This is a genomic window from Oceanispirochaeta sp. M1, from assembly GCF_003346715.1.
In the GTDB taxonomy this organism is placed as follows: Bacteria; Spirochaetota; Spirochaetia; order DSM-2461; family DSM-2461; genus Oceanispirochaeta.
In genome coordinates, this window is record NZ_QQPQ01000014.1 from 92,666 (window position 1) to 105,540 (window position 12,875).

Genomic DNA, 12,875 nt, shown 5'->3' on the forward strand with positions numbered 1-12,875 from the left:
CTTCTTTATTTAGTGTAGAAGGCTAATGCGCCCGGTCCACCGCTGGAGCTTTTTGAATCCAGTAAATTGTAAGTTCCATCATTTAATACCTGAATCCTGTTCAGGCTGTTGTTAGTGAAATTGGAAATATACAGGATGTCATCCTCAAACAGAATATATGAGTAATAATCCTTTGATGGATCACTACCCGCCAATATCGGATCTGATGAGCCATGGAGAATCTGTTCTGTTGAATAATTGTAAGATTGAATTCCTCCCACTCCGGCCAGATAGAGTACATTTCTGCTGCTGTCCCGGGATGAGCGGAATCCAACAGGTGAACCTCCGATACTTATCACACTTTCTAAAACAGGATTTTGAGCATCAGAAATATCCATAACAAGAATGAGTCCGTCATCAGGATCTGTTCCAGGGATAGGATCACCCAGGTCATAACCTTCAGGACGATATTCTCCACTTGTGTAGCGTCTCTCCTCTCCTCCGTTTGTTCCAGTGCAGACAACATGCAGTTTTCCATTGAGAACAAACAGTGACTGAGGGTTCAGGCCATTTCCGGGGAAGTAATCTGTACCGCTTAATTGAGTATAAAGATCATCCAGGTTCAGCTCCCGGACCAATGTTGTGGTCTGATTTGATGTATCCGTTGAAAATATCGAAAGAGTTGCTTCCCTGAATGATCCGGCGGCTCTTACATTTGCTCCATCATAGCTGATCAGATCTCCCGAACCGTTGGTTAGCAGTATGGAGCTGTCATAACGGACATTGCTGACATAAACAGTGTCAGCTGTTGCTGCTATGCCGCTGGGAGAACGGAAATGATTATCACCAACAGCATTTTTTGTTGTAGGGGCAGTTTTACTCTCTCTATGACTACCATCAGCTAAAGTCACTTCTTCATACACAGATGAAAAACTGCCTGTCATTGTAAGATCCTCAAGGCTGACCATAACAATTTCATCACTTGCAAATCCGCTGACAACAGCCTGACCTTCATCACCGACAGGGTTGAGAAGGAGAGGGTTGAATCCGTTTTTCAGGTAGATCTTTCCAAGGTAATCAAGAGAGAGGGCATCATATTTTTCAACTACATTCTGCCCGGAACATATGGTATAAATGCTGCTGTCCCTGATAAAAAGGTCACTTGGCCAGGCTTCGCTGCCGCTGTTATGCCCCACTGTCTGAAGATTGGTATATACCCTGTCGTCATCAGGGCTGAAGGCATCAAGACATTCTGCAGTTCCGCTCAGAATAAAGAGAACATGGCTGTAATTTTGATTGTAGAATTCCTGATATTCGGATTCAATTTCCGGTTTACAGGAGATAATCACAAAGAGAAAGGGGAGCATTATTAAGAATGTTTTCCGGAAAGCTTTCATCAGTATTTATATCCTCCGCCGATGGTCCATTCACGTCCTGGAACGGGGTATCCAAGTTTATCTGTATATTGGATATCGGTTATGTTTAATATGCCTGCATTGAAATAAAGACCGTTCTTCAATCCAGTCTTAAAAACTGTATCAAAGGTTAATACGTCATCAAGGTATTTTATATTTGCCATATTGGTAAAACGATATCCCATATACCTGGAAGAGAGAGTCAGGCTTGTCTGTTTAAGGCTGTATGAGAGAGAAAGGTCTGCTGTATGCATCGGTCTGTAGGGCAGTTGATTCCCCTGATGAACCGAACCGTCCATATCTTCTACAGCCTGCATCCATGTATAGCTTCCTCTCAGTTCTGTAAAACCGAGTGAACCTTTTTTGATGGGTATAAGCCAGCTCAGCATATTCTCCAGACCCTGTATTTTAGCTTTTCCGATATTTACGGGCCGCCAGGTTCCACCGGGAGAGGGGAGCCATTGAATAAGGTTTGTACTGAAGTTCTGATAAAAAACAGAAGATACAGTGAAACCGGCAGCCGGGCCGAAGTATACTCCCAGATCCCAGTTGAAGCTCTCTTCGGGAAGAAGATCAGGGTTGCCGCTGGCAAAGGAGCCACTGCTCCAGAAAAGATCATCAAACCCGGGGTTATGGTAGGATGTTCCGGTGTTTCCTTTGAATTTAATTATGTCGGAAGTTCCGGGAGAATAGGAGGTCGTTACAGACCAGGTTCCCTTATTATCATCCTGTTTTTCCCAGCCCACATATTCGCTTTCGGAAAAGTCCCAACGCAGGGCCGGGGTAACAGACCAGTTTTTATAGCTGCTCTCAATTCTTGAGAATAATGACATTGAATTCTGAGATGCAGTACCCGGCAGACTTGTTCCATTACTGCTGCGGAGACTTGAAGATTCGAGCTTGTCACCTGTGAGTTTTATTCCAAGAACAGGAGTGAATTTCCAGTTCCCTTTTTCAATCAGACCGGAGAGCTCCGAGCTCCCGCTTATTCCGATATTTTCATGTTCTTCATCCACAGAGGCTGCCGGGTTTTCATAATGGCTCTCCTGGTTCAGAAACGAAAATGAGGTATTCAGTTTCAGATGACTGAGAAATCCGGGGTATGCTGTGAGTCTGTAACTGACAGAAGCATCCTTTCTTGATTCTTCAAGTTCGGCTTCGGGAGTCAGAAACTCCATTATCCCCGGGACTCCTCTTTCGCTGAAATAGAGGCTTCCGTCCAAAGAGAGGAGATGCTCTTCAGAGCCGCCGGGATTCCATTCCAGACCGCTGCGTCCGTTTGCTGCCCAGCCTTTGCTGTTGGTCCGGACAAGATCTCCTTCAGAACCGGGATAATCATACTCCCCGCCTGTGTATCTTCCTTCGGCTGCAAGAGAGCCTCTCAGGGAACCACTCCGGCTTAAGGGACCAAAGACCCGTCCGCCTCCTCTCCAGGTCTGAAAGGCTCCTGCAGAGAGGAACAGCTCAGCTTCCGGGACATAGGCCGGTTCGTCTTTCGTCACAATGTTGATTACACCAGCCATGGCCCCCTCGCCATAGACCGCAGAGTTACCACCTCTGATAACTTCTATTTTTTCAATATTGGTCAGAGAATAAGAATTGAGGTTTACGGGATCTCCCTTTCCGTTGTTCTGGGGAATCCCGTTAACAAGAATCAGAACCTGTTTCCCATTTGAACCTCTGATACTTACAGCCGCAGGTTCAAGTGTCGTACCGGATCGGGTTATGGTGACTCCGGGAGAAAGATTTATGGCCTCAGCTACAGTTCTGGCACCACGGCGTTCCCATAATTCTCTTTCAATACTTGTTTTCTGCCCGGCTTCATTATCGGTTTCTGTTTTCTCTTCTTCTATTACGATTATGTCTTCGGAGAAGAGCGCAGTAGTATGAGTATGTATGAGGATCAATATAATAAATATATTTTTTAATCTGCCATTGAGTATCACCTGTCAGCTACCTCCGGCAGGGGCTGTGTTGATTCCCATGGCTGCCATTAAATTAGCTCCCAGGCTCCAGTCCTTGGCATAGTCCTGGCCATCGAGGATGTTCTCATCATCTATGATTTTGAGATATCTCATCTCTCCCTCAGAAGGCCATGAGACAGTGGAATCTGTTGTGAGTACAAAGTCTGAGAGATCAAAACGGACACCGCCCAAATTTTCATCATCTGATGAGAAATATCTGCTGATTTTTTTGCCGTTAATCTCTACCCACTTCTCAACTCCATCCACCATAGTCAATTCTTCTGCCTGAATGTCTTTTCTAAAATTGGCCCAGGAAGGTTCATTGCCATGGAGTCCTGATACATTTCTGTAAACATAGTTCTCATTACTTGTGTCCGGGTGAGGATTTATATCATAAGTTTCAAAAGCCGGTTTATACCAGGTTGTTCCATCTTCTGAAACTTCCACAAAGGCAAGCTCGCAGCAGAGACCATCGGCTGTACTGCCCCAGGCAAATGTTTTGGTAAAGGTTATAAAATCATCACCCGAGCCATCTTTGATGACATAGCCGGGATCGAATTGCCATATCCCCCATCCGTTTATTCCCAGGGGACAGCTGCTTCCATCTCCGCTGGTGTTTGAACCTGATCCTTCAGGAGGACCAAGGGCATCCTGTGTGAATTGTACTAATGGGCGTCCTTCGCTGTCAGTATATTCTCCGTTTTGCCGGGAGGAACCTACGACTCCGGGTGACCATTCAATAAACGCTGTCAGGTAAACATTGTCAGGATATGATGGATCTTCAGACAGGACTTCCTGCCATGATTTTAAATCTTCGTCATTTGTTTCCGGAGTGTAGGGTGAGGTAGGTCCGTCATTTGAACCGCAGCTGAGTATGGATAAAAACAGCCCTGCTGCCAGGACTGCTCTATAAAAGAATCTTATCACTTAGAGCTGAGTTGCTGTTGAGAAATATCCAAAGAAGCCGGCAGCTCCTGTGGCACCGCTCATTGCCTCATTATAAGTATCAAAGTATGTATTTGCCGGGTAGTCGGAACCTTCAGCGAATTCCATTGTACTTGTCTCTCCGCTTTCAAGATTCTGCCAGCGGACTACCATGAATTTATCTTTTGCTTCAGGGGTGTAAATTGAAGGGGTGGTACACTTAACTACAATAAAACCGTAGCTGCCTTCACCGCTCTCTGATGCATTCCAGTCATCGTTATCAATAACAACAATATCATAAGAGAAAAATACAGAGTCATCGAAACTTGTGTTTGTGAACTTTGTAGCTGTAACAGTTAGTGTACTGCCGTAACCTATGTCCCAATTACCGATAATTGCCAGGGGTTCATCAACCAGATCATTACCACAAGACATGAAGCCTGCAACAACAAAGAGAACCATAAAGAGAAGAGCCAGTTTACCAAGATTTTTTTTCATTTTTCCTTCCTTAGCGGCCGGAAAAAAAGACAGGAATAGCATAAAGATCAAAGTTCTATTATTAAAACAATTTGTCCTGGAGCATATATCCCGGCTTATTCCACGAAGCCTGAAATAAAATATTATGCAGTACCAGAGTTTCCTGACTCGGGGCCTGCTGTACTGCCCTTCCCGGTGTTAACCAGTGGTTTTGCAGTCAGCGTTGCTCCCTTACAGTGGCGGGTCCGTGAAGGCTTTTCACCTTACTTCCTCTGAAATATTGCTTGTTTAATTAAAGACTTGATCAGTAATATCATATATAAAAAATCGGACAATCTTTTGTATAATTTTATTTAAGACAACCCTGGAAGGCATAATCCTGATTACAAATAAAGGTTTACGCCATATGGTTCAATTGATTATTGCCTTGAGTTTGATAAATAGCCTGTTTGTATTAAAATCTCATTATGATTGAACTGCAAAATAATGCCTCCATTGATTCTCTACTGAATAAATACAGCGCCGATTTTCCAGAAGAGCTGGCTTCTGTAAATTTGTTCAGGGCTTTCCTGGCTGAGGGTGATTCCCTTACAAGAGCTCAGGAAATTGGACACTTCACAGCATCCGCCTGGATCATTAATCATAATAGGGATATGGCTCTCCTGACCCATCATGCCAAGTTGGACCTATGGCTGCAGCTTGGCGGTCATATTGAAGAGGGTGAGACTGTTTTTACTGCCGCTATCAGGGAAGCCTCTGAAGAGTCGGGTCTGAAATCTGTCAGACTTCTTTCTTCTGATTTATATGATATTGATGCACATCTGATTCCTGAGCGTAAGGGTCTCGAGGAGCATTTTCATTTTGATCTCCGCTTTCTGATAGAGGCGGATTCTGATGAAGCTCTGCAGATAAGCTCTGAGTCCAAAGATCTGAAGTGGATGATAATTGAAGATATCAGGACCTTGAATGACGGCCCTTCTGTTATGAGGATGGTAAAAAAATGTCCGGAAGTTTTTTGAAGCGAATATAAATAGGAACCCCTTGTCTATGAGTCAGCCTTTGGTGTATGTATCTAACATGCACCAAATGAAAAGTCTTCTATTGTTCATCTTTTTTTGCGCGGCACAGCTGCTGACTGCTCATCCCCATATGTCAATTACAAACCGCTGTATCGTTCACTGGGATGGTGACAGCCTCTCTGGTATTCAGCTGGAATGGGATTTTGATAAGTACTTCAGTGCAGATATTATTCAGGGATATGATCTGAATGCAGATGGGGAATTTGATAAGGAAGAGCTGAAAGAGATATATCAGTTTGCCTTCAGTAATCTGGAGAAATACCACTATTTTGCTTTCTTCCGAGAAGGGGAGGATCGTTTTATCCCTGAGGGTGTAGAAGATTTCACTGCACGATACAGGGACAGAGTATTAACCTACAGCTTCTTTATTCCCCTTGATGATTATCAGGGCCGGGATCTTTATATCGCAGTATATGATTACTCCTTTTTCTGTCAGGTCCGATACGATGAAAAAGCACCGGTTGCCCTGCAGTATGATCCGGAACTGCTGAATCCGGAATTTTCAATAAAAGAGAATCGGGATTACCCGGTATATTACGATCCCTATGCCTCGACTTCAGATATGACTACCTATGATAAATGGTTTCCCGGACTGCAAACCTTCATTCCCAGTGAGATTCATATTGAATTCTGAAAGAGAGAGAAGGGTCATACTGCATATATTATTTCTTGGCCTCTTGTTGATCCCGATTACAGCCTCTGCCAACCCATTCCTGGGGAGTCCCGATGAAAAAAAGCCTGTAATGACCAGTCCCGGTCCCGGTTATGGTTTTCTGATTGACTGGCAGTTGACGCTAAGAGAGCGGATGGCTGATCTGTTTATTGCCGGTGAGTCCGGAGACTCTTCCACTGTGATGTGGCTTCTGTACGGTCTCTCTTTCTTATATGGGCTGCTCCATGCAGCCGGTCCCGGGCATAGAAAAACAGTTGTGTTTTCCATCTTTCTCAGCCGGAGGGCTCAGTGGTATGAACCTCTTGGCGTAGGAGTTCTATTGTCCATACTCCATGGAGGCTGTGCCGTTCTGCTTATTCTTATCTTTCGTAATACCGCAGGTCCCCTCTTATCCAGACAACTGGATTCCGCGGCTATTCTGCTTGAAGGCTGGACTTTTGTTTTTCTGGCACTATTCTCTCTGTTTCTTCTGCTCAATACTATTTACCATCATAGAAAGGGGCATGATGATGCAAAGGGGGGTAAAGTTTCTCTTCTGTCAGTAATCATTTCCGGTTTTTTCCCCTGTCCGGGTGCCATAATGATTCTTATTTTTTCTCTGACCCTGAATATGCTGAGCCAGGGGATTATTGCAGTTCTGATTATGTCTGTGGGGATGGCCTTTCCTGTCAGTCTGGCCGGTTATCTGGCTTACTGGGGTAAAAAAGGATTGTTCTTAGGTCTGAAAGAGAATAGTAGAGCCTTGAACTCTGTTTCTCTTGTTGCAGAGCTGGGAGGCTATACTATTCTTCTGCTCTTTTCCCTGTTAATGTCTTATCCATTTCTGCTGTCTTATCTGAGATAAAAAAGATTTTCAGGAATTGAAATTCATATAAATAGCTCGCTGCTGCATAAATGCTTCCAGGGTCGGAAGATATTTCTGGTTTTTCCGGACAAGCTGTTATATGCTCATGTTATGACTAAACTGGATGAATTAGCAGCCCTTCTTAAACAAGCTCCGGATGAGGTATTTATTCAGCCTCATAATGTTCCAGACCCCGATGCCATTGCAGCATCCTTCGGCCTTCAGTATCTTCTCAAGGTACGAGGGATTGATTCTGTCATCGTATATGAAAACGAGGTAGAGAAGGCCAATTCTCTGAAGATGCTTGAACTTTTCGGAATTGAGATTAGACCTGCCTCATCAGTAGAGACCCTGGGTGAAGAGGATTGGACCGTACTTGTTGATGTTCAGAAGCATAATTCCAATGTGACCGACCTGGTGACAGATGAAGTGGCCTGTATCGACCATCATGAGATTAATGAGAAAGATGGCGGATACCGCTTCAGTGACCTGAGACCTGAAATAGGTGCCTGTTCCAGTATTATTGCCGATTATTTTATTGAAAATAAGATTGAGATACCCAGGAATGTCGCCACGGCACTTCTGTACGGAATATTTATGGATACCAGTGATCTCTCAAGAGGAGTTTCTGAGCTGGATATCAATATGTTCTACCATATCTATCGCCTGTCTGATATCTCCCTGATCACCCAGTTGAAGGGGAACCAGATCTCCAAGAATGATCTCAATGATTATGCCAAAGCATTTCAGTCTGTAGAGATTTATGATGAGATAGGTTTTCTCTATCTGGATAACTGTAATGATTCACTCCTGGGAGCTGCCGGAGATATCGTTCTCTCCATTGCAGGGGTAAATATGGTCGTTGCCTACTCTCCCAGAAATGAGGGAATCAAGTTCTCTCTTCGCAGTATGGATCCTCGCCATAGTGCGGAAGCCATGGTGAAATCGATTCTGAAGGATAAGGGATTCGGAGGCGGTCATAAATCAATGGCCGGAGGCTTTCTCCTCAATAGCAAGCTGGAGGAGAACAGAAGCATCCATACCTTTATTCGGCACCGGGCAATCTCTTTTCTGGAGAATTGATCACTCCCTGCTTAAGGCCTGAATAGGATCCAGTCTGGAAGCCTTTATTGCAGGATATAGACCGAAAAATAATCCAACAGTAACCGAAAAACCCATAGCCAGCATGTACACCGGAACCGAGGCGGTAAATGGCCATTTCAGGAAATGCGTAATAGTCCAGCCAATCAGAGCCCCTGCCATAATTCCAAGAATACCTCCTGTAAATGTCAGACAGACGGCTTCAATAAGAAACTGTGATCTTATATCCCGGGGAGAGGCACCCAGGGCCATACGGATTCCTATCTCCTTAATCCTTTCAGTCACAGAGACAAGCATTATATTCATAATCCCGATACCCCCAACAAGCAGGGATATTCCTGCAATGCTCCCAAGTACCATTTTCAGAGTTTTTGTGATTGATTTAAACATGTTGGAGACAGAGGATGCAGACATGATGAAAAATGCATCCTGCTCATTTCCATACCTTCGAAACCATTGTTCCAGATTCTTTGAAACGGCTAGACTCTCCTTGGGAGAGCGGACCTGGAATATCCAACTGCTTACCTCCTTGATCTGTCCGACTTTCCGGGAATAGTTTTCATAAGGCATGTAGATGGTATTATCAAAATCTTCCATCATTCCACCACCCCTGCTTGTAAGAACAGCTCCAACCTCATATTGGCGGATAATGCCGTTGTCAAAGTTGATATTCACCTTTTTTCCTATACTGTTTCCATAAGGAAATAGAGCTCTGGCAGCACCGTTCCCCAGTATTACAATATCCTTTTCAAAGTAAGGTTCAGAGAGAGGAAACAGGTCTCCCGATGCAGCCGACAGTCTGTTCATTTCAAAGAAAGCAGGATACACAACCTTTATATCGCTTCCAGCTTCTTTGAAGAGGGATGAGGTTATCGCATTTGTCGAGAAAACTGGAGACACTTTTTTGATTCCACTTACCTGTTTGGCTGCCAGTGTACCTACCTCCGGGGCATACATGTCAGGAAGAGGCTGTTCCACCCATCCTCTATATGCAGTAATAAGATCCATTCCCTCTTTTGCAATATCTTTTTGTATATTGGCAGTCGCACTCTCTCCCAGTGTCGTGATCAGTATCACAGATGTCACACCTATCAGTATTCCCAGCAGGGATAGAAAGGTGCGCATCTTGCTGCCATAGAAATTCGTAAAAGCCAGTTTGATGTTTTCAATCAGCATTCCTGTAATACCTCACCGTCTTTCAGCCGGATTGTCCGGCCGCATTGCTCTGCGACTTTTGGATCATGTGTAACGATTATGACTGTTCTTCCTTTACTGTTTATCTCTTTAAAAAGAGATAGAATCTTTTCTCCGGTATGGGAGTCCAGGGCTCCGGTTGGCTCATCAGCCAGAATAATAGCAGGGTCATTGATCAGTGCCCTGGCTACAGCAACCCGCTGTTTCTGTCCCCCCGAAAGTTCTGTGGGTTTATGAGAGAGACGATTACCCAGTCCCACTTCACCCAGAGCCTTTATTGCCTTCTTTTGCCTTTCCGCAGATGAAACTCCCGCATAAAGCAGGGGGGTGGCAACATTCTCAATAAGTGAGAGTTTTGGCAAAAGATTAAATTGCTGGAATATAAAACCGACCTCTTTATTACGCAAAACTGCCAATTGAGCTGGATTCAAATCGGCTGTACAACGTCCGTTTATACTTATCTGCCCTGAACTTGGTTTATCCAGACAACCCAGCAGGTTCATCATTGTCGACTTTCCAGAACCTGAAGGCCCCATAATGGCAGTCAGTTCTCCTTTCATTATGGAAAGGGATACACCATTGAGAGCCATTACCTTATTCTCTCCCATGGTGTAGCAGCGGGAGACGTTATTGATTGAAATAATTTCATTTGAATCTTTTTCCATTCCTATCTCCTTTAAAACAGCATTCCCATGTCGGATTCCTGAGTCGTTATCGGTAGAGTCACCATATCTCCCTCCTTCAGGCCGGAATTGATCATTACCTGATTACGGTTAAGTGGACTTGCTTCAATTTCCCGTCTTTCAATTATATTTCCCGGCTCATCACATAGTGATACAAAAATCTGGTCATCCTTCCACTCGATAACATTCCGGGGCAGAACAAGCATCTCCTTTGCTTCTGATACTGCTATAAGAGCAGAAAATGAGTACCCGGGGTATATTCTGGGATCAGGGTTTTCCATTATCAGCTCAGTTTCCATTTGCGCGTATCCATTGATGACTTTTCCCACTGGTGAGAGGGAAGACACTCTGCCTGTAAATACCTCCGCCGGGATAGTGTCAAAACTGAACTCAACTGCCTGACCAACAGCAATTCTGGGAATATCCCGTTCCTGAATATTTACGAGGGCCTTCATTCTTTCCCTATTGATAAGGCTGATCAGCCATGTCTCATTTTCGTTCTGGAAGTTCTCTCCTTCAACAGCCTTAATATTGACGATCCGTCCATTGAAGGGAGCAAAAATTTTCTTTTTCTCCAGATCTTCATTTAAAGCTAAAAGTTCCTGTTTAATAATCTCCGCCTGTCTGGGAGATCCCGAATACAGCTCTTTTTCAAGTTCAGCCTTTTTCAGTTTGATGTTAAGCAGATCCCGTTCCGATTCAAGTTCGGCCAGGAGTTCTTCTTTTTTTACATCCTGTCCTTGTTTAACATGAATTTTACGGATCTTCCCTCCGGTCAGAAAGCCCATTTCGGAATATCTGTCGGCTTCAATATTTCCTATTATCTGGATAGTTCCAGGTTCCTTGATTTTCATTACCCTATAGGTCCTGGTGGTATTGTCAGGTTCAGTTAAATTTCCACTCTTTTTTGAACATCCAATGGTCAGGAGCGGTAAGGCAGTTAACAGGACTGCAATCAGCCTTCTTTCTCTGGAGTTTTTCTTCCTTCTCATTTTCTAATAGTCCTTCCTTTCATCTGTAAAATAGTACTTATCGATATCCAGCTGCAGATTTTCACTTTCCAGAGTTAGAAGCAGTTGTTCATATTTTAGAATATCCAGTGCTATCCGGCTCTCCTCAAGCTCCATATCGGATATGAATCCTTTGTCATGGGAGTAGCTCTGTTCCTTCAAAGCCTGTTCTGCAATCTGGAAATCTTCGGCAGTATTATTCTTCCTTAACCGGAGATTATTGATCCTTGTGATAACTGCCTGCTCTTTCTCAAAATGGTCAGGATAGAGATCTTCCAGGATCATGGTCTGCTGTTTTACTTCTGAATCTTTGATTTTTTCTTCCAGACGGTCTTTTCGCCGGTCTTTTGTTTTCCATGAAAAACTACCGTTGATACCAAACTCATTTTCTCCGAATTTAGCACCACCTCGGATATCTACTGTTTCACCAATACTTTCCAAGCCGAAGCTGCCCTTTTGGTCATTGACTGAGAAAGCTGTTCCATCCTTCTGATCTCCTTTGGCCTCAATCCCGCCGGTAAGTGCAATCTGAGGAAGTTCTCTCCATTTTGTTTCACGTAATTCATTCTGTTTTATCACTACTTCCCATCGTTGGAGTTTGAGTTGTGCCGCATCCATTCTCTTCTCATCCATCGGGAGGACGGGCAGTGAGAAATCAGGAAGTTCCGGTAGATCTGTCAGGTAGACTCCTGTCAGATATTCAAGTGATTGTTTAGCTTCATTTATTGTCTGCTGAAGCTGAAGTTTATCCCTGGATATCTTATTCAACTCCATTTTCAGAGTGAGTTCAGCCTTGGTTCCTGAGGCAATCGTCCCGAACCTGACAGCGGTCTCCCAAACCAGAGATTTCCGCAATTCCTGGGTCCGCAGGTCCAGCAGCTCCTTCTCTTTGTTGTAGATTGTAATTAGATGATTCACCACCGACTGCTCCCGGTTTCTTAAATGCCGGAAACGGTTCAGGTCTGACTCAAATGATTCTTTATCTCTCTGTTCCATCTTCAGTCTTTCATCACGCTCTATTCCGAATATTCCATTGAGAGGCTGTTTTACTTTTAATTCTCCTGTTACTGAGTAATCCGTACCTTCAGACATGTCCAGGATAAAGGGAGATCCCAGGGTAATATTCGTCTCCAGGGGATAGGGTAGGGTCAGTGAAGTAGAAGGTGCAGCCGAAAGTTTTAATGTATTGTCATCATTCCTCGACTGTTCATGGGCAATCTCTCCAGAGGAGAGCCCGTACTGCCATCCCTGTTCCAGATCTTCCAGTTTATATCGATTCAGTCTTTGAATATCTTCTTCGTTCATAGCTTCCAGAGACTGATCTTTAGTCCGGGCATTCTGGAAAAGTTCTTCTAAAGTAACCGCAGTCAGACTGTGGGGAATTAGAAGCCATAAAGGTAGTAAGTATCTTATTTTCATCTGTAACCTCCTAAGTTTTTCCATGTTGCAGTTGTTTGAAATAAAAGGGATTAAGGAGTTGTAAAGAAGATGTTAAGGATGTTAAATCACTAACTCCCCGGTTTTCCTGTTCA

At 44.0% G+C, this 12,875-nt stretch carries 12 protein-coding genes and 1 riboswitch; of the genes, 4 read left to right on the forward strand and 8 right to left on the reverse strand.

What is annotated here, in order from left to right; all coding sequences use genetic code 11:
• Nucleotides 1–5: 5 nt before the first annotated feature.
• From DV872_RS11980 to DV872_RS11995, 4 genes are read right to left on the reverse strand one after another with little or no spacing between them, the layout of a single operon-like run.
• Nucleotides 6–1,376 (reverse strand): beta-propeller domain-containing protein, encoded by a 1,371-nt coding sequence (locus tag DV872_RS11980; RefSeq protein WP_114630172.1) that lies wholly within the window; start codon nucleotides 1,374–1,376, stop codon nucleotides 6–8.
• On the reverse strand, nucleotides 1,376–3,301 hold the full coding sequence (locus DV872_RS11985; RefSeq protein ID WP_158546940.1) for a TonB-dependent siderophore receptor: 1,926 nt from the start codon (nucleotides 3,299–3,301) through the stop codon (nucleotides 1,376–1,378). Before DV872_RS11985 ends, DV872_RS11980 begins: the two co-directional genes overlap by 1 nt.
• Nucleotides 3,302–3,343: 42 nt before the next feature.
• Complete coding sequence (locus tag DV872_RS11990) at nucleotides 3,344–4,285, reverse strand: hypothetical protein (protein ID WP_114630174.1); 942 nt, start codon at nucleotides 4,283–4,285, stop codon at nucleotides 3,344–3,346.
• On the reverse strand, nucleotides 4,286–4,780 hold the full coding sequence (locus tag DV872_RS11995; RefSeq protein WP_147283158.1) for a hypothetical protein: 495 nt from the start codon (nucleotides 4,778–4,780) through the stop codon (nucleotides 4,286–4,288).
• Nucleotides 4,781–4,893: 113 nt separating this feature from the next.
• A riboswitch (cobalamin riboswitch) is annotated at nucleotides 4,894–5,086 on the reverse strand.
• Nucleotides 5,087–5,226: 140 nt separating this feature from the next.
• Between DV872_RS11995 and DV872_RS12000 the strand changes: the two genes are divergently transcribed.
• From DV872_RS12000 to DV872_RS12015, 4 genes are all read left to right on the forward strand, one after another.
• Complete coding sequence (locus tag DV872_RS12000; RefSeq protein ID WP_114630176.1) at nucleotides 5,227–5,778, forward strand: NUDIX hydrolase; 552 nt, start codon at nucleotides 5,227–5,229, stop codon at nucleotides 5,776–5,778.
• Between the two features lie 67 nt (nucleotides 5,779–5,845).
• Nucleotides 5,846–6,472 carry a DUF1007 family protein gene (locus DV872_RS12005; RefSeq protein ID WP_158546941.1) on the forward strand — a complete coding sequence of 209 codons (627 nt, stop codon included), beginning with the start codon at nucleotides 5,846–5,848 and terminating at the stop codon, nucleotides 6,470–6,472.
• A 46-nt stretch (nucleotides 6,473–6,518) separates the two neighbouring features.
• Complete coding sequence (locus DV872_RS12010; RefSeq protein WP_158546942.1) at nucleotides 6,519–7,355, forward strand: nickel/cobalt transporter; 837 nt, start codon at nucleotides 6,519–6,521, stop codon at nucleotides 7,353–7,355.
• A gap of 111 nt (nucleotides 7,356–7,466) precedes the next feature.
• Nucleotides 7,467–8,438, forward strand: a complete 972-nt coding sequence (locus DV872_RS12015; protein WP_114630179.1) for a bifunctional oligoribonuclease/PAP phosphatase NrnA — start codon at nucleotides 7,467–7,469, stop codon at nucleotides 8,436–8,438.
• On the opposite strand, the gene DV872_RS12020 is transcribed toward DV872_RS12015, so the two are convergent.
• The 4 genes from DV872_RS12020 to DV872_RS12035 are packed head-to-tail and all read right to left on the reverse strand — an operon-like array spanning nucleotide 8,439 to nucleotide 12,762.
• On the reverse strand, nucleotides 8,439–9,632 hold the full coding sequence (locus DV872_RS12020) for an ABC transporter permease (protein WP_114630180.1): 1,194 nt from the start codon (nucleotides 9,630–9,632) through the stop codon (nucleotides 8,439–8,441).
• Complete coding sequence (locus DV872_RS12025; protein WP_114630181.1) at nucleotides 9,626–10,315, reverse strand: ABC transporter ATP-binding protein; 690 nt, start codon at nucleotides 10,313–10,315, stop codon at nucleotides 9,626–9,628. Before DV872_RS12025 ends, DV872_RS12020 begins: the two co-directional genes overlap by 7 nt.
• 11 nt (nucleotides 10,316–10,326) lie before the next feature.
• A complete protein-coding gene (locus tag DV872_RS12030; RefSeq protein ID WP_114630182.1) occupies nucleotides 10,327–11,325 on the reverse strand; it encodes an efflux RND transporter periplasmic adaptor subunit in 999 nt (332 codons plus the stop codon).
• A 3-nt stretch (nucleotides 11,326–11,328) separates the two neighbouring features.
• The gene (locus DV872_RS12035) at nucleotides 11,329–12,762 is read right to left on the reverse strand and encodes a hypothetical protein (RefSeq protein WP_114630183.1); all 1,434 of its coding nucleotides are present in this window, start codon (nucleotides 12,760–12,762) and stop codon (nucleotides 11,329–11,331) included.
• Nucleotides 12,763–12,875: the final 113 nt, after the last annotated feature.

Bases quoted from the DNA above. Each gene is read 5' to 3' on its own strand.
- DV872_RS11980 (WP_114630172.1), bottom strand. From the start codon at position 1,376: ATGAAAGCTTTCCGGAAAACATTCTTAATAATGCTCCCCTTTCTCTTT.
- DV872_RS11995 (WP_147283158.1), bottom strand. From the start codon at position 4,780: ATGAAAAAAAATCTTGGTAAACTGGCTCTTCTCTTTATGGTTCTCTTT.
- DV872_RS12000 (WP_114630176.1), top strand. From the start codon at position 5,227: ATGATTGAACTGCAAAATAATGCCTCCATTGATTCTCTACTGAATAAA.
- DV872_RS12005 (WP_158546941.1), top strand. From the start codon at position 5,846: ATGAAAAGTCTTCTATTGTTCATCTTTTTTTGCGCGGCACAGCTGCTG.
- DV872_RS12015 (WP_114630179.1), top strand. From the start codon at position 7,467: ATGACTAAACTGGATGAATTAGCAGCCCTTCTTAAACAAGCTCCGGAT.
- DV872_RS12020 (WP_114630180.1), bottom strand. From the start codon at position 9,632: ATGCTGATTGAAAACATCAAACTGGCTTTTACGAATTTCTATGGCAGC.
- DV872_RS12025 (WP_114630181.1), bottom strand. From the start codon at position 10,315: ATGGAAAAAGATTCAAATGAAATTATTTCAATCAATAACGTCTCCCGC.
- DV872_RS12030 (WP_114630182.1), bottom strand. From the start codon at position 11,325: ATGAGAAGGAAGAAAAACTCCAGAGAAAGAAGGCTGATTGCAGTCCTG.
- DV872_RS12035 (WP_114630183.1), bottom strand. From the start codon at position 12,762: ATGAAAATAAGATACTTACTACCTTTATGGCTTCTAATTCCCCACAGT.